This is a genomic window from Enterococcus italicus, assembly GCF_023743875.1.
Classification (GTDB): Bacteria; Bacillota; Bacilli; order Lactobacillales; family Enterococcaceae; genus Enterococcus_G; species Enterococcus_G italicus.
Genome location: NZ_JAMRVB010000001.1, coordinates 1,135,140 through 1,157,661 on the forward strand (window position 1 = coordinate 1,135,140; position 22,522 = coordinate 1,157,661).

A 22,522-nucleotide genomic window follows, 5' to 3' on the forward strand; every position below is an offset into this window, starting at 1 on the left:
GCGTATCAAACCAATAAAAAAAAGCAAGTGCTATTGCACAAGCTTTCAATATTGTTCGTTTGCGAGAATTTTTTCTAAGAGTTGTGGATCAAACTCTTTTTTCTTTAACATCGCAATTTCGTATTTATACGGCGGCTTTTTATCTTTTTTATCTTCTCCTACAAAAGGCGTTTCTAAAATTTTTGGCAACTCGGCTAATTTCGGATGATGGACAACTTTGCACAGCGCGTCAAAGCCAATCGTACCAAAGCCAATGTTGGCGTGACGATCTTTATGTGATCCTTGAGGGTTCTTTGAATCGTTGACGTGAATTACTTTCAACCGATCTAAGCCAATAATTTTATCGAACTCTTCTAGGACGCCATCGAAATCCTCACGAATATTGTACCCTGCGTCATGTGTATGACAAGTGTCGAGGGTAACTGACAATTTTTCATTTAAAGTCACACCGTCGATAATCGTTGCTAATTCTTCAAAGGTTCTTCCCAATTCGGTGCCCTTACCAGCCATCGTTTCCAACGCAATCTGAGGTACTTGGTCTTTTTCAAGTACTTCATTTAGTCCTTTGATAATTTGTGTCAAGCCAGCGTCGACGCCAGCACCGACATGCGCACCTGGGTGTAAGGTAATTTGTTTGGCACCTAATGCCGTTGCGCGCACAATTTCTTCTCTTAAAAAATTAACGGCAAAGCCAAAGTTTTGCGGTTTCGTTGTATTGCCTAAATTAATAATATACGGTGCATGAACAACGATATTACTTAAGCCGTGTTCGGCCATGTAAGCTTTCCCTGCCTCAATATTTAATTCTTCAATTGGTTTTCTCCGTGTATTTTGCGGCGCTCCGGTGTAAATCATAAACGTAGATTCACCATAACTTGCCGCATCTTCTGCTGATTGCAATAACATTTTCTTTCCACTCATGGATACATGCGACCCAATTAACATCGTTTTCCTCCATTCTAAAAAAAACGAGCAAAGAAAATAATCATTCTCTTTTACTCGTCTCCATTGTTCTCACACCATTCTTAGGCAAAAGTAAATAAGAAATATTTCTTTTTCCCTCTACGAATAATCGTGTGTTTCCCAGATAATTTGTCTTCCTCACGTAACTCGTAATCCACTGATTGAATGCGGTCACCATTGACATAGATGGCCCCATTTTGCAAATCTTCGCGTGCTTGTCGACGAGAAGAAACAATTTTTGATGCAACTAATAAATCCAATAGTTGTGAACCATCTTCGGTCGTGATTTCATAACTTGGCACACCTTTAAACCCTTGTGAGATTTCTTCACTTGATAATGTTTTTAGTTCTCCACTAAATAGCGCTTGTGAGATATGAACTGCTTGACGATATTTTTCTTCTCCATGAACCAAAGTTGTTACTTCTTTGGCAAGAGCTTTTTGCGCTACACGCGATTCAGGTGCAGCGGTAAATTCTTGTTCAATAGCCGTAATTTCAGTTAAAGATAAAAACGTAAAGTATTTCAAGAATTTGATGGCATCGCGGTCATCAGTATTGATCCAAAATTGGTAGAATTCATAAGGCGTCGTCTTTTCTGGATCTAGCCAAACTGCATTTCCTTCAGTTTTACCAAATTTTGTGCCATCTGCTTTGGTAATTAGTGGCATCGTCAAACCAAAACCTTGGACTTCTTTCTCACGACGCAACAATTCAATCCCTGAAGTAATATTTCCCCATTGATCGCTACCACCTAATTGCAATAAACAGCCATGGTTTTCATAAAGTTTTAAGAAATCGTACGCTTGTAGTAATTGGTAGGCAAACTCAGTGTAAGAAATACCACTTTCAATTCGTCGTTTGACACTTTCTTTACTCATCATATAATTAATCGTAAAGTTTTTACCGACATCACGAAGAAAATCAATCAACGAAATTGATCCAAGCCAGTCATAGTTATTCGCAAGGACAGCCGGAGCCTTTTCATCATCAAAATCAATAAAGCGAGACAATTGATCTTTGATGCTTTGGGACCACTCTTGGACAATCGATAAGGTATTCAATTGACGCTCTTGATCTTTAAAAGAGGGATCACCAATCATCCCAGTTCCGCCACCGACTAATGCGATTGGCACGTGTCCTTGAAGTTGAAAACGGCGTAACATAAGAATTGGTAACAAGTGTCCAATATGCAAACTATCTGCAGTCGGATCAAATCCTACATATAATTTCACGGACTCTTCATTTAATTGTTTTTCTAATGCTGCTTCATCTGTCGTTTGGAAAACCAAACCACGATCTTTTAGTTCTTGAAAAAAATCAGAACTCATGTTCATTCCTCCCAAATACATACTCATTACACATATTAACTGATAATTTAGCCGTTGCAAAGAGTTTTAAGCAGATTTTTCAATTTGCTTGAAACACTCTACCTATTCTTTCTCTCATTTTTTTGTTATAATTGGACAGAATAAATTGAAACTGAGGTGACTTTTTTGGCCCAGAAACCTAAAAAAAACAACAAATCGCAATCAGCAACACACGGCGTTCTCTTTTATACGAACGTGGTCGTCCGTGTTCTCCAATCACTCTTTTTGGTTATTGTTAGCCTGATTGTCTTAGCAGGCGCATTTGGCCTTGGTATCGGCACTGGTTATTTTGCCTACTTAGTAGAAGATACCGAGTTACCTTCTAAAGAGACGATGAATCAGGAGCTTGGGAATCTTTCCCAGACTTCCCTTTTAACCTATGCCGATGATACAGCAATCGCTACCGTCAATTCAGACTTACAGCGAAAAACAGTGGCATCTGATCAAATCTCTGATCTATTAAAGAAAGCAATTGTCTCTACTGAAGATGAAAACTTCTATGAACATCAAGGTTATGTTCCAAAAGCCGTTATTCGAGCACTTGTATCAGAAGTTACCGGCATTGGTAGCAGTGGTGGATCGACTTTAACACAGCAACTTGTAAAGCAACAAATGCTGACAGATGAGACGACCTTTAAGCGCAAGGCCAATGAAATTATTTTGGCTCACTTAGTTGACAAGAATTTTTCCAAAGATGAAATTCTTACCATGTATCTAAATGTCTCCCCTTTTGGAAGAAACAATAAAGGAGAAAACATCGCCGGCGTGCAAGAAGCGGCCAAAGGGATTTTTGGTGTGGATGCGAGTAAATTGAACCTTGCACAGGCTGCATTTATTGCGGGACTCCCACAAAGTCCTATCAGTTATAGCCCATATAATAGTGATGGCTCCATTAAAGACGATGTATCGTTAGGATTAAAACGCAAGGATTTTGTTCTTTTTAGTATGTATCGTAACAATGCGATTACCAAAAAAGAATACGAAGAAGCTAAGGCATATGATCTTAAAAGTGATTTCTTACCTCAAGCAGCAGCAAATACAAATGAGCAAAGCTTTTTGTATTATGCCGTAATGGATGAAGCAAAATCCGTCTTGGGTAAACAATTAGCCGAAGAAGCCAAAATTAGTGAAAAAGAATATGCCAAAGATGAAGTAAAAGAAGCTTATGAAACATTAGCAGAGCAAAAAATCATTAATGGCGGTTACACCATTCACTCTACAATTGATAAAACCATCTATCAAGCGATGCAAGATGCAGCAGCCACTTATGGGTATCAATTGGATGATGGCAATGGAACAGTCGAAGTCGGAAATGTATTAATGAATAATCAAACTGGTCGCATCATTGGCTTTGTCGGAGGACGAGATTTTTCAACCAATCAGTTCAACCACGCTTTCTCAGCTGAGCGTCAAGCCGGATCAGCGATTAAGCCGGCACTCGTATACGCACCGGCGATAGATTTAGGCTTGATTGGTACCGAGACACGGGTATCAAACTACGCGACAACTTGGGGCGGTACAAGTAGTGACAGTGATGAACAAGTCGTCAATGCTACTCAATACAATATGAATACCTTCCAGACTGTTCGGGAAGCAATTTCTTGGTCAAACAATATTCCTGCTTATCAAATTTATCAAAACACCTTGAATAAAGAAGGCTCCACAAGCTACGTCTATGATAATTATTTAGCCAAAATGAATTATCCAGATGTTGATCAGTGGACCTATCCATCGGCACCTTTAGGAGTAGTCGACTTAACTGTCCTTGAGCAAACGAGTGGCTTCCAGACACTTGCCAACGGTGGTGTGTATCAAGATGCTTATATGATCTCATCGATTACCGATTCAAGTGGGCATACCATTTATGAACACGAAGAAGATCCAGTGCAAGTATACTCAAAAGCAACTGCATCAATCATGAATGATTTGATGCGTAGCGTGCTTACAAGTAATATTACATCAAAATATAAACCATTATTAACTGCTTTGAATAGCACGTTAGGAAATGCGGATTGGGTAGGAAAAACTGGTACGACCAATGACTACAAGGACTCTTGGTTAGTCGTATCGACACCATCTATAACGTTAAGTAGCTGGACTGGCCATGACGATGGAACAGCGTCTGATGAAGGTGCTAGCTTACGTCAGGCTACGTATATGGCGAATCTTGCAAATGCCATCTATCAATCATCACCTGATACGATTGGGGTCACGAAGAAATTCACACTTGATTCATCTGTGAAAAAAGAAAAAGTCAATACGTTTACAGGTGAAAAGAATGTCAAAACAGTGACATTTAATGGCACGACGTATACCCTACCTACTGCTACAACAACTTCCTATTGGGCGAAATCAGCTGTTAGTGATTCTCAATTTAAGTTTGGTATTGGCGGTACGGATAGTAATTATCTGAGCGCTTGGCAAAAAGGGGCCACATCAACGAAAAAGTAGCACGAACTAATATAGAATGAAATGATCAGCTATAAGAAAAAACCATACAATCCAGAAGTGATTTTTGATATGCTACCCCTATCTAGGACAAAGAAATAATTAATTTCCACCTTTTTGGATTGTATGGCTTTTTGTTAAAGCAGCAAATTCTAGCCACTTTTTGATACGAATTTAGTAGTTCAAAATAAGTTTAGTTATTTTGATGAACCTTTTGTAATAATACTATATGGTAAAGTAATCGTTTTTTGTTCGATTTCTTCTTTATTCATCATCTTTGTTAAAAGTCGCATGGATACAGCACCTAAGTCATACAGTGGTTGACTCACGCTTGACAGTCTCGGACGAGAGACATCTGTCAGTAAAGAGTTATTGCTTGTGATAATTTCAAATTCGTCTGGTACTGTAATGCCACGGTCAATTAAACCATCTAATAAACCAATCGCTAATTCATCATCCGTCACATAGGCTGCAGTGGCCCCACTATTTAGCACTCGATCGACTAAATCTAACCCATTTTTGAAGCTATATGGCGCTTCGAAGATTAAGCCTTCATTGTATTCAATACCTGAGTCTTTCAAGGCAGATTTGTACCCATTTAAGCGATTTTGACCGTTAATTGGATCAATCAACGCACCACTGATAAACGCAATCTTCTTATTGTCATTGTTTGCCAAAGTCGCAACTGCATCATGAGTGGCTGAAGTATAGTCAATATTGACACTACCTACTTGCTCATCAGGATCAATCGAACCTGCTAGGACAACTGGTGTTTTCGAACGAGAAAATTCGCCACGAATTTCATCCGTAATACGGTGACCCATAAAGATGATTCCGTCCACTTGCTTAGCTAATAAATTATTTAATACATTGACTTCTTTTATGCTATCGCCATCTGAGTTTGCTAAAATAATATTGTATTTGTACATTGTTGCGACATCGTCAATCCCACGTGCTAAAGAAGCAAAGAACATGTTGCTTACATCTGGGATAATTACTCCGACTGTCGTTGTTTTTTTACTAGCCAATCCTCGTGCGACTGCATTCGGTCGATAATCTAAGCGATCGATTACATCCAATACTTTTTTTCGTGTTACTGGTTTAACATTAGGGTTGCCATTTACAACGCGAGAGACTGTAGCCATAGAGACATTGGCTTCTCTGGCAACGTCATAAATAGTAATTGTTTGCTTTTCCATCATTATTGCTCCATTCTGCTTTTTTTCAGAAAATCTTATTTACATTTCTAAATAAGAATAGCAAATATAGCTTTAATATGCAACCGTTTTAATTCTAGTTTCCATGAAACAATTTGTTTGCTCTCAATTTGAATTAAATATAAGAAGTGATAAAATAAAGTGATTTCTAAGAAAGAAGGACTGAACATGAATCGTACAAAGCTTACTGAATTACAATCCTATTTACAAGCAAACAGCATTAGTGCTGCTTATCTATCAAACCCTACAACCATCGCCTATCTGAGCGGCTTTGAAAGCGACCCGCATGAACGAATTTTAGGCTTATTTATCTCGGCAACTACTGATCCTTTTTTATTTACACCTGCTCTGGATGCTGAACCAGCTAAAAATAGTTCTTGGCAATATGATGTAATCGGCTACTTGGATAATGAAAATCCTTATGAAAAAATTAAGAAAGAATTGCTACATCGCTATCCTTCACTTGATTCAATCGGTTTAGAAAAAGGATCGCTTTCTTTAGATCGTTACGAAATTCTGACTGATTTGTTTCCAAACGTTTCTTTTTCAGCTAATTTAACACCAGTTATTGAAACGATGCAACTCAAAAAGACAGCCGACGAAATCACTACGCTACTTGAGGCAGGTCATTGGGCTGATGTTGCCTTTGAAATTGGCTTTTCCGCAGTTAAGGCAGGCGTTTCTGAACAAGAAATCGTAGCTGAAATTGAATACCAATTAAAGCGTCGTGGCGTTTCTCAAATGTCATTTGATACGTTGGTCTTAGCAGGAACAAATGCTGCAAACCCTCACGGAACGCCTGGAGCCAATCAGGTCAAAGAAAATGAACTTGTTCTATTTGATCTAGGGGTTGTCTGGAAAGGATATTGCTCTGATGCAACTAGAACCGTGTCATTTGGTGAACCAACCTCCTTACAACAAGAAGTATACAATGTAGTTTTAAATGCCCAGCTCGCTGCGCAAAAAGCCGTGAAGCCTGGCGTGACTGCCGAGTATCTTGATTGTGTCGCCCGTGAGGTAATTTCAGAAGCCGGCTATGGAGAATACTTTACCCACCGTTTGGGGCATGGATTGGGCATGTCTGTTCATGAGTATCCTTCATTAGTTGCGGGAAATGACTTAATAATTGAAGAAGGCATGTGTTTTTCATTGGAACCTGGCATCTATATTCCTGGCAAAGTAGGTGTCCGAATCGAGGACTGTGTTCATGTCACCTCAGATGGCTGCGAACCTTTTACCAAAACTTCCAAAAAACTACTTACGTTACATTAAACCGATCAGCGTTAAGCAAAAAGCCCAGAAAATCCAAAAGTTAGCTTCAAACTTTTGGATTTTCTGGGCTTTTTTACTCTTTGTTGACTTCTTCTTTAATTTCTTGTTTTAAGAGATCCGCAATTTCTTGACCCTCTTTTTTGGTTTCTTCTGCAGTCACTTTGGCATCTTGCTTCATTTCTGCTGCTTTGTCTGCTACGTCGTCTTTATTTTTTGCTAAGTCTGCTTTACTCGCATCTATAGTAGACTGTGCTTGTGAACTTACTTCTTCTTTAGCGTCAATTACTGCATCTTTAACGTCAGCTTGGGCATCTTTCACTTCAATAATAATATCTTCCGTTTGATCTGCCACTTCTGCTTTGCCTTCTGCGACTTTATCGGTTACTTTATTTGTCGCTTTTCTCAAGCGATTCGACAAATCGTCGGCTTGTTGCTTTAACGTATCGACAAGGTCCGCTGAATTCTCTTGAATATCGTTCACTGAACCTAATGATTTGTCTTTGATTGTACCGGCTAAATCATCGGCTTGTTGCGCAAATTGATTGGCTTTTTCTTTTGCTAGGTTGGCAAAATCAACGCCGCGATCTTTGGCAATATCTGAATAGTCCGATGCGACATCTAATAAGTCATCGACTTGCTTCGCTAATTTTCCACGTAATTCTTTTCCTGATTCGGGTGCTAATAATAACGCGGTGACAGCAGCAGCTGTTCCACCAATGACTGCACCTAATATGAAACCTCCTGTTTTACCCATGTCTATTTCCTCCTTAATAGTTCATTATGCTTTTGTTGTTTCACTTTCTGTTGATGATTTGCGTTTTGAGAAGTATTTAGAGGCTGCCTGCCCCACTTTACCGGCCACTGTTGCTTTTGCCGTCGTTCTACCTAAAGAGCCGACACGCGTCACCAAATTGCGGCTAGATTGATTCAAATCAGATACTGAAGTCCCTAAGTCAGCGACTGCTGTAAAAAGAGGATCAATGGTTGACACTTTTTCATTGACGTCCAGTAACAACGCATTGCTCTTTACTAGTAAGCCTTCGACCTCTTTTGAGAGAATATCTGCATCTTTTGTAATAATGGTAATTGTTTCATTTGCCGTCTCAACAGTCCGGTTCACTTGATCCATTGTTTTTGATACTTTTAAAAGCACCTTAACTAAAAATAAAACCAATACTGCAAACGCGATTGCTGCAATCATCGCAGCAAGTCCACCAATTGACATACTAACGCTCCTTCCAAACTTACTCTTTTTATAAGCATAGCATTTCCCAAATCATTCGACAAACATTTTCTATTTCAACAATCATCTTTCACTCGATAACAAATCAATTATTTTTACAAAAAAACACCCGACAATTTTTCAATGTAGGGTGTTTAACATTTATTCGTTATCCTCAGAAGAAGTTATTGGTTGATCTTCTGCGCTTAATTCTTTTCCTAACTCAATGATGAACGAGCGTAGTTTTTCTTTTACTTCTGGATGAATTAAGCCGTATTCAATACTTGTTTTCATAAAGCCAAATTTATCACCCACATCGTAACGTTTGCCTTTGAATTCACGGGCAAATACTCGTTGGGTCTGATTCAAGGTATCAATGGCATCTGTTAGTTGAATTTCATTGCCTGCACCAGGTTTTTGATTTTCTAAAACATCAAAAATTTCAGGTGTTAACAAATAACGACCGATGATTGCTAGATCACTCGGTGCTTGATCAGGCTCTGGCTTTTCAACAAAATTTTTCACATTGTATAGTCCTGGATTCACTTGTTCTCCAGGATTAATAATGCCATATTTTGAAGTGTCTTTATGCGGAATTTCCATCACCGCGATCGTTGAAGCGTGAGTAGCATCGTAATCATTAATCAATTGTTGGGTTAATGGAATGGTATCGTCCATTAAGTCATCGCCTAACATAACAATAAAAGGTTCATTACCGACAAATGCTTTGGCTTGTAATACGGCATGTCCTAATCCTAATGGGTGCGATTGGCGAATAAAATGAAGATTGACATCGGTGGTTTCTTCTACTAATTTTAGTAAATCTTCTTTGCCTTTCTCTTTCAAATTCATTTCTAACTCAAGATTCGCATCAAAATGATCCTCAATCGGGCGTTTGCCTTTGCCTGTGACAATTAAAATATCTTCGATGCCTGACTTTAATGCTTCTTCAACAATAAATTGAATCGTTGGTTTATCGACAATTGGTAACATTTCCTTTGCCATTGCTTTGGTAGCTGGTAAAAATCGTGTACCTAACCCAGCTGCTGGAATAACTGCTTTCTTTACTTTCATTTTGTCTACTCCTTTGTCATTCGATTGAAAATTCATTTTCGATTTTTCCGTCACGTAACATAATATCACGTGCAGCTTGTTGGATATCTTTTCCTTCATAGAGCACTTGATAAATACTTTCTGTGATAGGCATTTCTACTTTTAGCATATCCGCTAATTCTTTGGCCGCCTTTGTAGTGGAGACACCTTCGACTACCATTCCCATGTTGGCCAAGACTTCATCCAATGTATGACCTTTACCTAAAAGGTTTCCTGCACGCCAATTACGCGAATGAACACTTGTACAGGTAACAATCAAATCACCAACACCACTCAGACCAATAAAAGTTAACGGATTGGCGCCCATTGCGACACCTAAACGACTAATTTCCGCTAAACCGCGAGTCATGATGGCTGCTTTGGCATCATCGCCAAAGCCCAATCCAGCCAAAGCGCCGGCCCCAATTGCAATGATGTTTTTCAACGCTGCTCCTGTCTCAACACCAATGACATCGGTATTGGTATAAATTCGGAAATAATCATTCATAAATAATGACTGCACATATAATGCGCCTGTTTGGTCCGCGCTTGCTGCCGTAATCGTCGTAATATCATGCACAGATACTTCTTCAGCGTGACTTGGTCCTGATAAGACAACAATTTCTGCACGATTTTTTGGTGAAATTTCTTCGTCCAAAATTTCTGAGATGCGCTTATGGCTCCCTTGTTCAAGTCCTTTCGATGCATGGACAATGTGGGGTTGGTTTTGAATCAATTGATTGACTTTTTTTGCTACAGAGCGAATGGCCTTGGTCGGCAAAACAAATAAAATAGCATCCGCTCTATCAATGGCACGTTCCAAAGAAAATTCCCCCCGAATGGACGGTGCCATCTGAAGATTTGGTAAGTAATGAGCATTGGTATGTCGTTCATTGATTTCTGCAATTTGCTCTGGTTTATTCCCCCAGATAGTTACCTCATGACCATTTTCAGCTAAGACCTGTGCTAAGGCTGTGCCCCATGAACCAGGTCCTAAGACTGCAATACGTTGTTTTTCCAATGTTTTCCCTCTTTCTATACTAACCATTCGTCAGGTCCATAACTGCGAAGATATGGTTTTAACGTTGTTTTTTTTCTTCTCCAGATGAAAACGATGATTGCTCCAATAAATAAAAGCAGTGACAATAATTGTGAAACTCGGATATCACCATACAAATACAGACTATCTGTTCTCATACCTTCAATAAACATCCGACCGAAGCTATACCAAATCACATAACTAATCGCTACTTCACCTTGTTTAAGTGAACCGGTTTTTTTACGTAAAAATATCAGAACAAAAAAGCCGATGAATGTCCATAATGACTCATATAAAAAGGTCGGTTGACGGTAAGCTCCGTCAATATACATGTTTTCAATAATAAAATTAGGAATATGAATCGATTGTAGAAAGTCTAAGGTCGTCTTGCCACCATATGCTTCGTGATTCATAAAATTCCCCCAGCGTCCGATTGATTGAGCAATCATGACACTTGGTGCTGCAATATCTAAAAAAGTCCACAAAGGAATCACTTGTCGGTAACAAAAATAAACCAACCATAAAAAACCAGCAATTAACCCTCCATAGATTGCTAGACCACCAGAACGAATATTAAATACTTGGATCGGATCTTGTAAATATGGCTGTAGGTCAAATAAAATATAATACAAGCGGGCACCAATAAACGCTAGTGGCAAGCCCAGTAACATAAAATCGGAAACGTCGTCTCGTCTCATTCCCACTCGTTGTGCTTCACGCGAGCTCAAAAAAATAGCCAAAATAACTCCGGAAACAATGATGATCGCATACCAATAAACTGATAAGCCAAAAAGCTCAAATGCGACTCGGTTTACATATGACAACATTTCACGTCTCTCCCTTTAATTGCTAGAGTTTTCTTCAATCAAACGACTCAAGCGTTCTTCAAATGCTTTCGTTGCATCATACCCCATGGATCGTGCACGGTAATTCATCGCCGCAACTTCAATGATAATTGCCACGTTTCGACCTGTTTTAACAGGAATTTTGATTTGAGGAACATCAACTGAACCAATATTGACAGTTTCATCAGAAGTTCCCAGGCGATCATATTTTTTATCTTTCGCCCAATTTTCCAAATATACGACTAATTGGACTTGCATAGAACCACGAACTGCACTCGCACCAAAAAGATTCATGACATCAATAATACCAATCCCACGAATTTCAATTAAGTGCTCCAAAATTTTTGGTGGTTCCCCGACTAAGTTTAAATCGTCTTTTTTATATACATCGACGCGATCATCGGCAATCAACCGATGGCCACGCTTAATTAGTTCAAGCGCCGTTTCACTCTTACCAATCCCGCTGTCTCCTTGAATCAAAACACCTAGCCCATATACATCTACCAATACACCATGCACACTGGTACGAGTCGCTAATTGCTCATCTAGGTAGCTAGACATTTCACCTAGTAATCTTGAAGTCGATGCTTTCGACCGTAAGATGGCAATTTGATGCTCTTGACAAGCTTGAATCATTTCTTCAGGTACGGGTAAATTTCTTGAAACAATAAAGCCAGGTGTCTCATCAGAACACAACCGGCGCAAAATCATCAGACGCTCTTCTGGCATCATACGTTGGGCAAAGGTAATCTCTTTGTTCCCGAATAATTGTAGGCGATCATTTGAATAATACGAAAAATAACCAGTTAATTCTAATCCAGGTCTTGAAATATCACTAGTAAACACGGAACGGTCCATTGCTTCGTCATTTCCAGTAACAATTTCCAAGTTTAATGCTTGTGTTAATTCACTTAGTTTCACAGACTCTGTCATTTCTAACCCTCTTTTCTTTTGACATGTTCGTATTTATTTTATCATTACAATCTTGAAATTCATATATTCTTATCAATTATTTGTCATTTTATGCTATCATTTTACCTATAAAGGAGGCGTCAAACACTATGAATTTTTCAGAATACAATTACCAAAGACCAGACTATGAACAATACAAAACAAACTACTTAGCTGGCGTGCAAACACTCAAAGAAGCTACGACTTTAGAGGAAGCTTCAAACGCACTAGATACTTTAAATACATTTAGAGGTACGATAGATACGGCTGCCAATTTGGCGAGTATCCGCTATTCAATCAATACCAATGATTCTTTCTACCAAGCGGAAGATGATTTCTGGAATGAATACACACCTCATTTTGAATCATTGGATTTTCAATTTTATCAAGCATTGCTCTCTTCTCCTCTTTTGCCTGAACTAAAAGAGAAATATCCTGAGACGCTCTTTTTGTTTGCAGAGAGTCGCGTAAAAATCTTTGATGAATCCGTCATTCCATTTAAGCAAAAGGAAAACCAACTGTCTTCAGAATACGCCAAATTAATTGCTTCTGCCCAAATTGAGTTTGAGGGAAATATATACACATTGCCACAAATGGCTCCCTTCGCACAGTCAAAAGAACGAGAAGTCCGTAAACAAGCACAAACCAAAATTTCAGCATTTTATCGTGACAACGAAGCAGAAATTGATCGCATTTATGATGAGATGGTACATGTCCGGACAAAAATTGCCCATACATTAGGCTTTAAGAATTACGTAGAGTTTGCCGATGTCATGATGAATCGTTGGGACTATGATCGTGCGATGATCGAAACGTATCGCCATGAGATTTTGACAAAAGTGGTCCCTGTGACTCAGAAATTATACGCGAGACAAGCACAAAGAAACCAACTTGACCATCTACAATTTTATGATTTAAGCTTAGATTTCCCAAGTGGGAACGCTACTCCTAAAGGTACACCGGATGAATTAGTCGCTCACGCGCAAAAAATGTACCATGAACTTTCACCTGAGACCGGTGAATTCTTTGACTTTATGGTAAATCATGGGTTATTAGACTTATTAAGCAAACGCGGCAAACAATCTGGTGGATATTGTACATTTATCCAGGACTATCAATCACCATTTATCTTTGCTAATTTTAATGGCACGTCACATGATGTTGATGTTTTGACGCACGAAGCCGGTCATGCCTTCCAATGTTTTGAATCACGATGGATCAAAGAACCAGAAATCGTATTCCCTAATTATGAATCATGTGAGATTCATTCGATGTCGATGGAATTCATCGCTTGGCCTTGGATGGGTGGCTTCTTTAAAGAAGATACAGATAAATATAAATTTGCTCACTTGGCAAGTGCATTGCAATTCTTACCATATGGTGTGTTAGTCGATCACTTCCAACAAGAAGTCTATAGCCACCCAGAATGGCACGCAGCTGATCGCAAAAACTGCTGGCGTGAACTAGAAAAACAATATTGTCCTGAACGAGACTACAGTGAATTAAGTGATTTGGATCGTGGAACGTATTGGTATCGTCAAGGACATATCTTTAACTCTCCATTTTATTATATCGATTATACATTGGCGCAAGTATGTGCTTTCCAATTTTGGAAAAAATTCCATGTTGACCAAGAAGATACTGCGTGGAATGATTATCTTGCTATTTGTAAAGTCGGCGGTACCCAAACATTTCTTGAGATTTTGGCTACTGGTAAGTTGCAATCGCCGTTTGAAAAAGGTGCCCTTGATCAAACAATTCTCGCAGTGGAAGACTACTTAAGTGGAGTATCTGAAGAGACATTAGCCTAGAGACATCATTCTGTCCCGTTCACAATAGAACAACATAAAATTAATTACTATAAAAAAACCAGGAAATCCAAAAAAGTTTGAGATACAACTTTCGGATTTCCTGGTCTTTTTTGTAGCTGAACAATTCTGATTCAGCTTTTTAGGGGAATGGTTTATTTAGTTAGTTTTTCTAAATGATGCTCTGTCACAATCATATTGATAACAGACATTACTACTGAAATCAAGATAGACGCGCCGAATGAAGAAAAGCCAAAACGGCTATCACCCATTACACTCGCAGTCATCTGTAGCATCGCAGCATTCACAACAAAGGTAAACAAACCGAGAGTTAACAATGTCAGAGGAAAGGCAAGAATCGATAGTATTGGACGGATGAATCCGTTTAATATCGATAAAATAAAGCTTGCCACCAATGCCGTCATGATGCTTTCAACGTGAATCATTTGCGGCAACAACACGGATAAAGAAATGAATGTTAACATATTCATAACCAGTCGTTGCAAATAAGTCACTAGAAATCACTCCAATCATCATCTTCTTCTACTTTTTCAGCTGTTTTCCGTTTTGCTCTTCTAGTCGGATCATTTTTTTGATAGTACTCATTGTCATGTCCGTAGCCACCAGCTCGCGTATGATTACTAGGCATCACTAAAGCTAGACAGACATAAATGAGAAATGCCGGAAACAAGCGAGAGAAGACTGCAAGAAGCACGAAAACCACACGTACAATGGTTGGATCGATATTGAAAAATTCTGCAATTCCTCCTAATACACCTGAGATGACTTTATTATCAGAGGATTTCACTAATCTTTTTTTCATATCTTTCACCTTTCTTTTGATTATAATGATTGGGTATCTTTTAGATAGATTGTTCCTGTTGTTGTGCCTAAATCAATCGTAGCCATCTCTTCATTTACTCGTTCAAAATCTAGTAATTGATTCATTTTTTCTTTCTTCTCACGAATCACTTCGTAGTGGGTCAGGCGACTTTGAATAGAGCCCATGCTTGTTTTGGCTGTACCATTTAATCCGATAGTCACGGGCACAGCTAATTTAATATTACCATTGACTGAAGTTGCCTTTAATTGACGTAAGCTCTCTTTTGAAAATGAGCATTTAATATCGCCGTTCACTAATGAAATAGCAGCTGTTTCTGGTGTTGTCGTGATGGAAATGCCACCATTGACTGACTCGATCACCATATCGCGAATTGTTCCAGATTGCACATTCATTTCACCATTAACTCCTTCAATTTCAAGCATTGTTGCCGAGAGTTCTTGCAAGTTAATGTTGCCATTAGTCGATTTAAAATAGACATCTTTGGCTTCTAAATCTTTAATATCAAGTTCACCATTTAACGTTTTGATTGATACATGATCATACGTCTTTGCTGGTAAGTAGATGACCAAATCCGCTCGAATGCGTTTGTTCGGAATTTGGATACTGATTCGTTCTTCATCGACTGACACCTGACTGCGATTGGCAAAGACTTCTTCTGGATCTTCACCTGTTAGTTTTCCATATAATTTAATCGCAGCTTCAATCTTGACAGTATCATCAAGTGATTGTTTTACTTCAATCTTCCCATTAGCTACTTTCATGTCGATCAGAGTCGCTTCTGAGGCTGGAAATTCATAGGTTTTTTCGAATTTCGTTGCTGCCACTCCAGGAACTTTGACGTGAATATTTTTCCACTCAACATTTTCGCCAATCGTATCCGTCAATGTTTGGATAGTTTTGATAAATGTTTTGCCTAATTTCGACCCATTTTTTAGCAGTTTGTCGCTGACTTGATTCAATGTCTCGTTAGCTTGATTTAATTTTTCATTGGCTTGTTCACGCCAATCATCTGGAATATCAAACTTTTGGCTTACTTTTTCTTTGGTTTGTTTCCATTGTTGTTTCCGAATCGATTTGACTTGATCCTCAACCGCTTCTTTTTCTGCTTTTAGCTCTTCAGCAGCTTCTGTCAAGTCTTTGCTTTCTTGCTCTAGCGCTTGCCGTTGTCTTTGCTCATCTGCGGTTAATTCACCAAGTTCTTCTTTGGTATTTAGTTGCATCAATTGCTCCGCTACCTCAGCTTGTTCCTTAGCTACTCCGTCTAATTCAACAGAAAGCTCATCTAGTTCTGCCGATGCTTGCGTTGCTTTTTGTGCCAAAGATTCTAAAATGGCCTCCAAGTTTTCTTCGTCTTCCATTTCCAACTCTTCAATTGTCTTATCTGCTATTTTATCACTTGCATTGTTGTTTGCTTTAACTTCTTCTGCAGCCCTTTTGATTTGTGAAGCATCTTTTTCTTTTGCGATACTTTCAAGTAAATCTAAGGCTTCTTCCGTCGAGAGTACACCTTTTTTGACTAAATCTAAAATACGTTCTCTTTCATTCATGGAAATGCCTCCTATCAATTTGTATATCTTTCTTACATCCTTATTATGCCAAGTAAGAAGACAATTGACATAGGTCTTAAGTACCAACTTATAAAAGAGAGTGGGTCAATTTCTTATCTACAGACAAAAGACCATCAAATCCGGCAGTTATTTCTCAAACTTTTGGATTTATGGTCTTATTTTTTCTGCCTCACCATTTAAAGTGGACTTATTAGCAACTATCATCCAAAATCATTAACTCACGATTTCGGCTAGTTTCTTTTTGACGATTTCTTTGATGCTTGTCACTACTTGTTGAATTGTCATACCTGTTGTATCAAGTAATTCAGCGTCAGCTGCTTTTTTCAAGGGCGAAATCTTTCTTGTTGAGTCCAATAAGTCTCGGTGTTCGATTTCTTCTTTTAATGTTTGAAAGTCTGTCATGATGCCTTTGCTTTGGTTTTCTTTGTATCTTCGCTCGGCTCGTTCAACGACACTTGCTACTAAAAATATTTTGACCTCAGCATTCGGTAAGACTGCTGTCCCGATGTCACGTCCATCCATGACAACGCCGCTTGCTTTTGCAATTTCTTGTTGTTTTTTTACGAGCTCCCGTCGCACCGCTTCATGAGCAGAGACTTCGGAAACATTATTGGTCACTTCGGGTTGGCGAATGTCTTCTGTGACATTGTTGTCATTAATAAAGACCAATTGACCTTGGTCGGTCTGCTTGAATGAAATGGCATTTTCATGAATCAGTTGAACCAATGCATCTTCATCAGTGAACGCTACCCCTGCCTTAATAGCCATCAAAGTGACACTACGATACATCGCACCTGTATCTGTATAAATAAATCCATAATCATTTGCTAAAATTTTAGCAACGGTACTCTTACCTGAAGAGGCCGGACCATCAATTGCTATATTAATTTTTTTCAAGCTTTAATCACCTTTCTTTGCCATTAAAAAAAACCGCGAGTGGCGGTTTTTATTTGATTTTTACTTCTTGACCTGGTGAAAAGAAATAATTTTGTAATGTCATACCGTTTAATTCCAATAATTTATCGACCGAAATGCCAGCACGTGCCGCAATTTGATTCGGTCCTTCACCTGATAATACTGTAATCGTATCTCCACTAACTTCCGACGTGCTACTTGATGTATCTTGACTTTCGCTAGTCGTACTTGAAGATGCAGAATCTGTCGATGAACTTGCAGCTGTTGATGATTCAATTGTCTCAGAAGCTGAAGATGAAGTCGATGCAGATGTGGTCGTTGCTGTCACCGAAGTCTGCGTTGTTTGACTTGATGCTGTTGAGCTGATAGCAGAGGCTGCTTCATTCTTTTGTTGGACTATCCAAATCCCAACGACTGTTGGTATCGCTACACACAGAAACAGAATAAATAAAACCACAGAAAGAAATAACGTATTCCCTCTTTTTTGTCGATGTTGAGAAGAGCGAGAATAAGACTCTGATGACTCGGAGTCATAAATGGGTTGATCCCAAGGTTCTTTTGAATTGAGATTGTCTTTTTGATTACGGTTGCTTCGTTTGTTCAATTTGATTCCCTCCTGCTAAGCTTTCCGAATCATTATACCATAGGGAAAGTAGGAGTGGAAAAGAAAATCGTACCAATTATTATTCTTTAAAAATTTTTTCTAAAATTTTTTGCCAACTTTCCTCAGACTTGGCTTTTCTTCGTTGGCGGTTCGTGCCAAGGAGTATTTGGGCACCATCCAAATCACAACAAACTTCTGGCTTCTCACTCATCGTTTCACCAAAATAGCGAAGCAAATAACGTCGCCGACACTTTTTTTCTTCCAGATAGTCAAGCATGTCCAGTAGTTTTTTCTTTTTCTCGAATTGATGCGCTTCAACTGTGTGTTGAGCTTGACTGATTTTCTTTGCTTCGTTTGTCATATCATCATTGTCTACTCTTTTTTGCCAGTCATTTTTAGCCTGTTCTTGGAAATAATAGTGAATGCGTTCGTCCCCTTCTTCATATAGAAGAATAGCAAAACTCTCTTGCCCATCACGCCCCGCTCTGCCCATTTCTTGCACATAATTTTCCACACTATCTGGTAAATCATAATGAATGACGTAGCGGATATCCGGTTTGTCAATCCCCATACCAAAAGCATTGGTAGCAATCAATACTTGTAAGTGATTTTCTTTAAATTGCCTTTGCAATAGACTTCTTTCACCCGTGTTGAGTCCTCCGTGATAGTAGCCAATGCGAAATTGCTTGGCAAATTGAGCATAGAGTTCCTCCACTTTTTTTCTAGTGGAGCAATAAATAATCGCTGGTTGATCAATTTTTGCCAATAAATCCGCTAAGTCCGCCATTTTATTTTCACTTTTTTTGACGAATAGAGAAATATTCGGACGATCAATTGAAAAGACATATTCATTGGCGTTTTTTGTCAAAAGCACCTGCTTAATATCCGCTCGCACTTTCGCTGTAGCAGTAGCCGTCAGTGCAAGCGTCAGTGGATTGCCTAAATCCTTTTTCACATCGCCTAATAAACGATACTCTGGACGAAAATCAAACCCCCACTGGGAAATACAGTGCGCCTCGTCGACGACAAACAACGCAATTTTTTGTCTTTTGAGATGAGTGACTATCGTTTTATTTTGAATCATCTCTGGACTCAAAAACAAAAACTTGATCATTGGCAATCGCCGAATAAACTCATTTCTTTCTTCCGGCAAGGAATTACTATTGATACATACGACTCGCGTCTCGCCGAGTTCTAGCAGGCGATTCACCTGATCTTCCATCAAAGAAATCAATGGTGAAACAACAATTACCAGTCCGTCCTTTAGATACCCTGTCAGCTGGTAGCACAAACTTTTTCCAGTCCCTGTTGGCAGTTGTGCTAGTGTATCATGGCCTGCCAAAAGTGATTCGATACATTCTTGTTGACCAGGGCGAAATGCCGTTAAGCCAAATAAACGCTGCAATTCATTGGTTAGCTCCATGCTCATGCTTCCTTTTTATTTGATATAAGCGAAAGGATAGAAAATCAATCCGTTCTCTTTGATTCACTTCTTTATAATTTTGTAGCCAAACGGACAACGGTAGTGGGTCTAGCTGAGACGCTACTTTTGAAAAATCAAAGGAATCAAATGGAAAATTTGGGTCATTGACAGCCCATTCTATTAGGTGATCACGCACCGTACTTTCCTTTAAATGCCGTCTTGCGGCAATTTCTTGAACATTAGCCCCAGCAAGAAACAATTCTCTAGTGAGGAGTAAGCTCTGATTCAAGCCCATGCGATACCAATCTTTAAGTAACTCATGGATGAGTGAATCGGGTCTTTGCAAAAAGTACTGATAAAACTGATGTGTAGCATTTGCTTGTAGCAGTCTTTTCGTAAGAGTGTCTAGGTCATCATCCAGTATCTGATAAAATGTTTCTCCTATTTGTTTATTACCAATGAGTGTCCGCGCGAGTAGATTCGCCTCGGAATCTGAGAAATGTTGAAAAGCTTCCTGTAATTCAACGTATACTTCTTCTTTCGCTTGACCGACTCGTGATGCAAGTATCTTTTGTACTTCATAACTATAGAATGAGCCGTTCTCTAGTGACCGGTGCTCTCCATTCGTTGTCACCTGTTGCACAAAAAACTGCATCAAGCGCCAGCCGACACCGTCAACTTTGCCGAACCGATAAAAATTTATATGGCCCGGCAATACAAAATCCGCTCGGTTTTCATTCATTTGACCCGTCAATGAAATATGTCCATCTTCTAGCTCCACTTTGCCACGTTTTGCTAACTTCTGACACGTGTGATACCATGATTCTTCTTCTAGTTGCGTCAAACAACCAAAATATGCGAGTAAATCATGGAAAAACGCATAGCAAATCGTTGATGAAGTCCGCTTGCCAATCAAAATTTGGTAGAGTGTCGATAGTTTCAGCTTGTCCTTTTCTCGTAATATCGCTAAAATAAGTTGTTCCATTAAATCACCTCAAGAAAGTAGGTCTATTTATGTCTTCACTAACTTGTTCTTTAGTGAAAGAACGATGCATCGCTTGTGGGTTATGTGCTGTCTATGCTCCTGAAATTTTTGACTATGATGAAGAAGGCATTGTCTTATTCACACAAGAACCAACATCAACTCATCAATATATCGCCAACGATCAGTATGATGCTACTCTGAAAGCTTATCAAAAATGCCCAGTTCGTGCAATTCTCATTGAAAAAGAATAACTATCTATCACTAATTACGCAAAAAAGGAAGTGTGACAAACGTCCGTCACACTTCCTTTTAACATTTTATAATGATTGATGTCTAATTGTTCCCACTTGTTTTTTTGAAAGCCAAGGTAATAACTTCGCATACAATACGACAAAGACGAAGCTGACTAGCGCACTTTTAATGAGATTGAATGGTAATACGCCAATCACCACATATTTGGCTAGTGACATCCCCAAGAACTGATTGGCATTCATGCCGAAAAACGCAAGATAAATTGGTGTAATGACAAAATAATTGGCAATACTCATAAAGATGCTCATAACCAAAATTCCTGTCAAGATTCCTATTGATTGATTGACTACTCGTTTGGCTTTCACCTGACTACCCTTTTGGAAAAAATAAAAAATGGGTAATGCAAAACTAGTCGTCGCCATAAAACTTGCTACATCTCCAACCAAGTTTGCCGGATCACCGACACCTGTCGTAAGCAAGTGTAGTACCGAGCGAATCAATGCAGTAACAATACCAGCTAGTGGGCCGTAAAGAAACATACTTAGTAATACAGGAATGTCACTAAAATCCACCTTCATAAAAGAAAAAGCTGGAATAATTGGAAAACCGACATACTGTAAAATTAACCCCATTGCTGCAAATAACGAAACTGCCACCATTTTTTGTACCTTGTTGTTCTTCATAAAAAAATCCTCCTAATAGTTAGGAAACATCTTCAAGCCATTTGTTTGCTCCAAAATAAAAAATACCCTATTTTTCCCAGGGAAAAATAGGGTATTTACTTTGTCATTTTGAACAAAACAAATACGCCCTATCTTCTTTATCCAGACTTTACTGTCGGTATCGGAATTACACCGATTCGGCTATATGATTGCTCATATAGTTCGTGGACTATCACCACCGGTCGGGAATTTCACCCTGCCCCTGAAGACGAACCTTTAATTTTTTATAAATTCATTATACTCTTGATTTTAAATTTTACAACTTATTACTCTTATTTAGAGAAAAATTGATTGATTTCTTTTTTTAGTAGTGGTCGGTATTCACCAGGCTTCAAATTACCAAGGGTTAGATTACCGTACTGTTCACGTTTTAACTTTTGAACGGGTAATCCGACTGCCTCTAACATATTTTTTACTTGGTGGTTCTTTCCTTCGTGAATGGTCAATTGAACAATGCTTGTTTCCGCACGTGTATCTGTAGAAAGAATGTCATATTTGGCAGGAGCATATTTTTCGCCTTTGTACTTCAGCCCTCTTGTCAACGGTTTTAGAGCATGAGGAAGGGCAACACCTTTTACCTTGGCTACATATTTTTTCTCGATTTCATTTTTTGGATGGGTCAATAATTGCGAAAATTCACCATCATTGGTCAATAACAATAAACCAGATGTATTGTAATCCAGTCTGCCAATGGGGTAAATTCTCTCTGATACCTCAGTAAAAAAGTCTGTCACAACTTTTCTTTTTTTGTCATCTGATACAGCTGAAATGACCCCTCTTGGTTTATAAAAAAGATAGTAGACACTGCCTTCTTGACTAATTGGCACATTGTCGACTTCGATGGTATCTTTGCTTGATACTTTTGTTCCTAATTCGTTTACAACAACCCCGTTCACTTTGACACGTCCATCTAAAATATAAACTTCTGCTTTTCTACGCGAGGTAATCCCTGCTTGGGCAATTACTTTTTGCAATCGATCCATTT

General features: G+C 38.8%; 22 protein-coding genes and 1 riboswitch. Of the genes, 4 read left to right on the forward strand and 18 right to left on the reverse strand.

Annotation, left to right across the window (positions count from 1 at the left end; all coding sequences use genetic code 11):
- Positions 1 to 45: 45 nt before the first annotated feature.
- Complete coding sequence (locus tag NE257_RS05450) at positions 46 to 945, reverse strand: deoxyribonuclease IV (RefSeq protein ID WP_007208066.1); 900 nt, start codon at positions 943 to 945, stop codon at positions 46 to 48.
- An 80-nt stretch (positions 946 to 1,025) separates the two neighbouring features.
- Entirely contained in the window at positions 1,026 to 2,291 is a 1,266-nt protein-coding gene (gene tyrS, locus NE257_RS05455; RefSeq protein WP_251885963.1) for a tyrosine--tRNA ligase, read from the reverse strand.
- Between the two features lie 165 nt (positions 2,292 to 2,456).
- On the opposite strand from tyrS, the gene NE257_RS05460 reads away from it, so the two are divergent.
- Positions 2,457 to 4,781, forward strand: a complete 2,325-nt coding sequence (locus tag NE257_RS05460) for a transglycosylase domain-containing protein (protein WP_040366456.1) — start codon at positions 2,457 to 2,459, stop codon at positions 4,779 to 4,781.
- A 194-nt stretch (positions 4,782 to 4,975) separates the two neighbouring features.
- Here NE257_RS05460 and ccpA read toward each other — a convergent pair whose 3' ends face one another.
- Positions 4,976 to 5,977 (reverse strand): catabolite control protein A, encoded by a 1,002-nt coding sequence (gene ccpA / locus NE257_RS05465; RefSeq protein ID WP_040366454.1) that lies wholly within the window; start codon positions 5,975 to 5,977, stop codon positions 4,976 to 4,978.
- A gap of 186 nt (positions 5,978 to 6,163) precedes the next feature.
- On the opposite strand from ccpA, the gene NE257_RS05470 reads away from it, so the two are divergent.
- Entirely contained in the window at positions 6,164 to 7,267 is a 1,104-nt protein-coding gene (locus tag NE257_RS05470) for an aminopeptidase P family protein (protein ID WP_251885964.1), read from the forward strand.
- Between the two features lie 73 nt (positions 7,268 to 7,340).
- Here NE257_RS05470 and NE257_RS05475 read toward each other — a convergent pair whose 3' ends face one another.
- From NE257_RS05475 to hprK, 6 genes are all read right to left on the reverse strand, one after another.
- Positions 7,341 to 8,021: a YtxH domain-containing protein gene (locus NE257_RS05475; RefSeq protein WP_007208060.1), complete on the reverse strand. Its 681-nt coding sequence runs from the start codon at positions 8,019 to 8,021 to the stop codon at positions 7,341 to 7,343.
- Between the two features lie 24 nt (positions 8,022 to 8,045).
- Entirely contained in the window at positions 8,046 to 8,492 is a 447-nt protein-coding gene (locus NE257_RS05480) for a DUF948 domain-containing protein (protein ID WP_007208059.1), read from the reverse strand.
- Between the two features lie 159 nt (positions 8,493 to 8,651).
- Positions 8,652 to 9,563, reverse strand: a complete 912-nt coding sequence (gene galU, locus NE257_RS05485; RefSeq protein ID WP_251851745.1) for a UTP--glucose-1-phosphate uridylyltransferase GalU — start codon at positions 9,561 to 9,563, stop codon at positions 8,652 to 8,654.
- A gap of 16 nt (positions 9,564 to 9,579) precedes the next feature.
- Positions 9,580 to 10,629, reverse strand: a complete 1,050-nt coding sequence (locus NE257_RS05490) for an NAD(P)H-dependent glycerol-3-phosphate dehydrogenase (RefSeq protein ID WP_251885965.1) — start codon at positions 10,627 to 10,629, stop codon at positions 9,580 to 9,582.
- Positions 10,617 to 11,447: a prolipoprotein diacylglyceryl transferase gene (gene lgt / locus NE257_RS05495; RefSeq protein ID WP_251885966.1), complete on the reverse strand. Its 831-nt coding sequence runs from the start codon at positions 11,445 to 11,447 to the stop codon at positions 10,617 to 10,619. The genes NE257_RS05490 and lgt overlap by 13 nt, the downstream gene beginning before the upstream one ends.
- A 15-nt stretch (positions 11,448 to 11,462) precedes the next feature.
- On the reverse strand, positions 11,463 to 12,398 hold the full coding sequence (gene hprK, locus NE257_RS05500) for an HPr(Ser) kinase/phosphatase (protein WP_007208055.1): 936 nt from the start codon (positions 12,396 to 12,398) through the stop codon (positions 11,463 to 11,465).
- A gap of 128 nt (positions 12,399 to 12,526) precedes the next feature.
- Here hprK and NE257_RS05505 point away from each other — a divergent pair, with 128 nt between their 5' ends.
- Positions 12,527 to 14,227, forward strand: a complete 1,701-nt coding sequence (locus NE257_RS05505) for a M3 family oligoendopeptidase (protein WP_251885967.1) — start codon at positions 12,527 to 12,529, stop codon at positions 14,225 to 14,227.
- A gap of 152 nt (positions 14,228 to 14,379) precedes the next feature.
- Here the strand turns inward: NE257_RS05505 and NE257_RS05510 are convergent, their stop codons facing one another.
- The 7 genes from NE257_RS05510 to NE257_RS05540 form a co-directional block, all read right to left on the reverse strand.
- Positions 14,380 to 14,739, reverse strand: a complete 360-nt coding sequence (locus tag NE257_RS05510; RefSeq protein WP_040366440.1) for a phage holin family protein — start codon at positions 14,737 to 14,739, stop codon at positions 14,380 to 14,382.
- Positions 14,739 to 15,047 carry a PspC domain-containing protein gene (locus tag NE257_RS05515; RefSeq protein ID WP_251851748.1) on the reverse strand — a complete coding sequence of 103 codons (309 nt, stop codon included), beginning with the start codon at positions 15,045 to 15,047 and terminating at the stop codon, positions 14,739 to 14,741. Before NE257_RS05515 ends, NE257_RS05510 begins: the two co-directional genes overlap by 1 nt.
- Positions 15,048 to 15,067: 20 nt before the next feature.
- The gene (gene liaX, locus NE257_RS05520; RefSeq protein ID WP_251885968.1) at positions 15,068 to 16,615 is read right to left on the reverse strand and encodes a daptomycin-sensing surface protein LiaX; all 1,548 of its coding nucleotides are present in this window, start codon (positions 16,613 to 16,615) and stop codon (positions 15,068 to 15,070) included.
- Positions 16,616 to 16,849: 234 nt separating this feature from the next.
- Positions 16,850 to 17,533, reverse strand: coding sequence for a (d)CMP kinase (gene cmk, locus NE257_RS05525; protein WP_251885969.1), 684 nt, complete (start codon positions 17,531 to 17,533; stop codon positions 16,850 to 16,852).
- 49 nt (positions 17,534 to 17,582) lie between these two features.
- Positions 17,583 to 18,155 carry an SAG1386/EF1546 family surface-associated protein gene (locus NE257_RS05530; protein WP_251869847.1) on the reverse strand — a complete coding sequence of 191 codons (573 nt, stop codon included), beginning with the start codon at positions 18,153 to 18,155 and terminating at the stop codon, positions 17,583 to 17,585.
- 79 nt (positions 18,156 to 18,234) lie between these two features.
- Positions 18,235 to 19,578 carry a RecQ family ATP-dependent DNA helicase gene (locus NE257_RS05535; protein ID WP_251851750.1) on the reverse strand — a complete coding sequence of 448 codons (1,344 nt, stop codon included), beginning with the start codon at positions 19,576 to 19,578 and terminating at the stop codon, positions 18,235 to 18,237.
- Positions 19,562 to 20,563: a helix-turn-helix domain-containing protein gene (locus NE257_RS05540; protein WP_251885970.1), complete on the reverse strand. Its 1,002-nt coding sequence runs from the start codon at positions 20,561 to 20,563 to the stop codon at positions 19,562 to 19,564. The genes NE257_RS05535 and NE257_RS05540 overlap by 17 nt, the downstream gene beginning before the upstream one ends.
- Positions 20,564 to 20,592: 29 nt before the next feature.
- Between NE257_RS05540 and NE257_RS05545 the strand changes: the two genes are divergently transcribed.
- Complete coding sequence (locus NE257_RS05545) at positions 20,593 to 20,814, forward strand: ferredoxin (protein WP_007208046.1); 222 nt, start codon at positions 20,593 to 20,595, stop codon at positions 20,812 to 20,814.
- Between the two features lie 66 nt (positions 20,815 to 20,880).
- On the opposite strand, the gene NE257_RS05550 is transcribed toward NE257_RS05545, so the two are convergent.
- Positions 20,881 to 21,498 (reverse strand): ECF transporter S component, encoded by a 618-nt coding sequence (locus NE257_RS05550; protein WP_007208045.1) that lies wholly within the window; start codon positions 21,496 to 21,498, stop codon positions 20,881 to 20,883.
- A gap of 126 nt (positions 21,499 to 21,624) precedes the next feature.
- Positions 21,625 to 21,751: riboswitch (FMN riboswitch) on the reverse strand.
- Between the two features lie 58 nt (positions 21,752 to 21,809).
- Positions 21,810 to 22,520, reverse strand: a complete 711-nt coding sequence (locus tag NE257_RS05555; protein WP_007208044.1) for a pseudouridine synthase — start codon at positions 22,518 to 22,520, stop codon at positions 21,810 to 21,812.
- Positions 22,521 to 22,522: the final 2 nt, after the last annotated feature.

Coding starts and splice junctions, on each gene's coding strand:
- tyrS (WP_251885963.1), bottom strand. CDS start 2,291: ATGAGTTCTGATTTTTTTCAAGAACTAAAAGATCGTGGTTTGGTTTTC.
- NE257_RS05490 (WP_251885965.1), bottom strand. CDS start 10,629: ATGGTTAGTATAGAAAGAGGGAAAACATTGGAAAAACAACGTATTGCA.
- NE257_RS05540 (WP_251885970.1), bottom strand. CDS start 20,563: ATGGAACAACTTATTTTAGCGATATTACGAGAAAAGGACAAGCTGAAA.
- NE257_RS05450 (WP_007208066.1), bottom strand. CDS start 945: ATGTTAATTGGGTCGCATGTATCCATGAGTGGAAAGAAAATGTTATTG.
- NE257_RS05555 (WP_007208044.1), bottom strand. CDS start 22,520: ATGGATCGATTGCAAAAAGTAATTGCCCAAGCAGGGATTACCTCGCGT.
- NE257_RS05480 (WP_007208059.1), bottom strand. CDS start 8,492: ATGTCAATTGGTGGACTTGCTGCGATGATTGCAGCAATCGCGTTTGCA.
- NE257_RS05505 (WP_251885967.1), top strand. CDS start 12,527: ATGAATTTTTCAGAATACAATTACCAAAGACCAGACTATGAACAATAC.
- NE257_RS05515 (WP_251851748.1), bottom strand. CDS start 15,047: ATGAAAAAAAGATTAGTGAAATCCTCTGATAATAAAGTCATCTCAGGT.
- NE257_RS05535 (WP_251851750.1), bottom strand. CDS start 19,578: ATGGAGCTAACCAATGAATTGCAGCGTTTATTTGGCTTAACGGCATTT.
- NE257_RS05475 (WP_007208060.1), bottom strand. CDS start 8,021: ATGGGTAAAACAGGAGGTTTCATATTAGGTGCAGTCATTGGTGGAACA.
- galU (WP_251851745.1), bottom strand. CDS start 9,563: ATGAAAGTAAAGAAAGCAGTTATTCCAGCAGCTGGGTTAGGTACACGA.
- lgt (WP_251885966.1), bottom strand. CDS start 11,447: ATGTTGTCATATGTAAACCGAGTCGCATTTGAGCTTTTTGGCTTATCA.
- NE257_RS05470 (WP_251885964.1), top strand. CDS start 6,164: ATGAATCGTACAAAGCTTACTGAATTACAATCCTATTTACAAGCAAAC.
- hprK (WP_007208055.1), bottom strand. CDS start 12,398: ATGACAGAGTCTGTGAAACTAAGTGAATTAACACAAGCATTAAACTTG.
- NE257_RS05545 (WP_007208046.1), top strand. CDS start 20,593: ATGTCTTCACTAACTTGTTCTTTAGTGAAAGAACGATGCATCGCTTGT.
- liaX (WP_251885968.1), bottom strand. CDS start 16,615: ATGAATGAAAGAGAACGTATTTTAGATTTAGTCAAAAAAGGTGTACTC.
- NE257_RS05550 (WP_007208045.1), bottom strand. CDS start 21,498: ATGAAGAACAACAAGGTACAAAAAATGGTGGCAGTTTCGTTATTTGCA.
- ccpA (WP_040366454.1), bottom strand. CDS start 5,977: ATGGAAAAGCAAACAATTACTATTTATGACGTTGCCAGAGAAGCCAAT.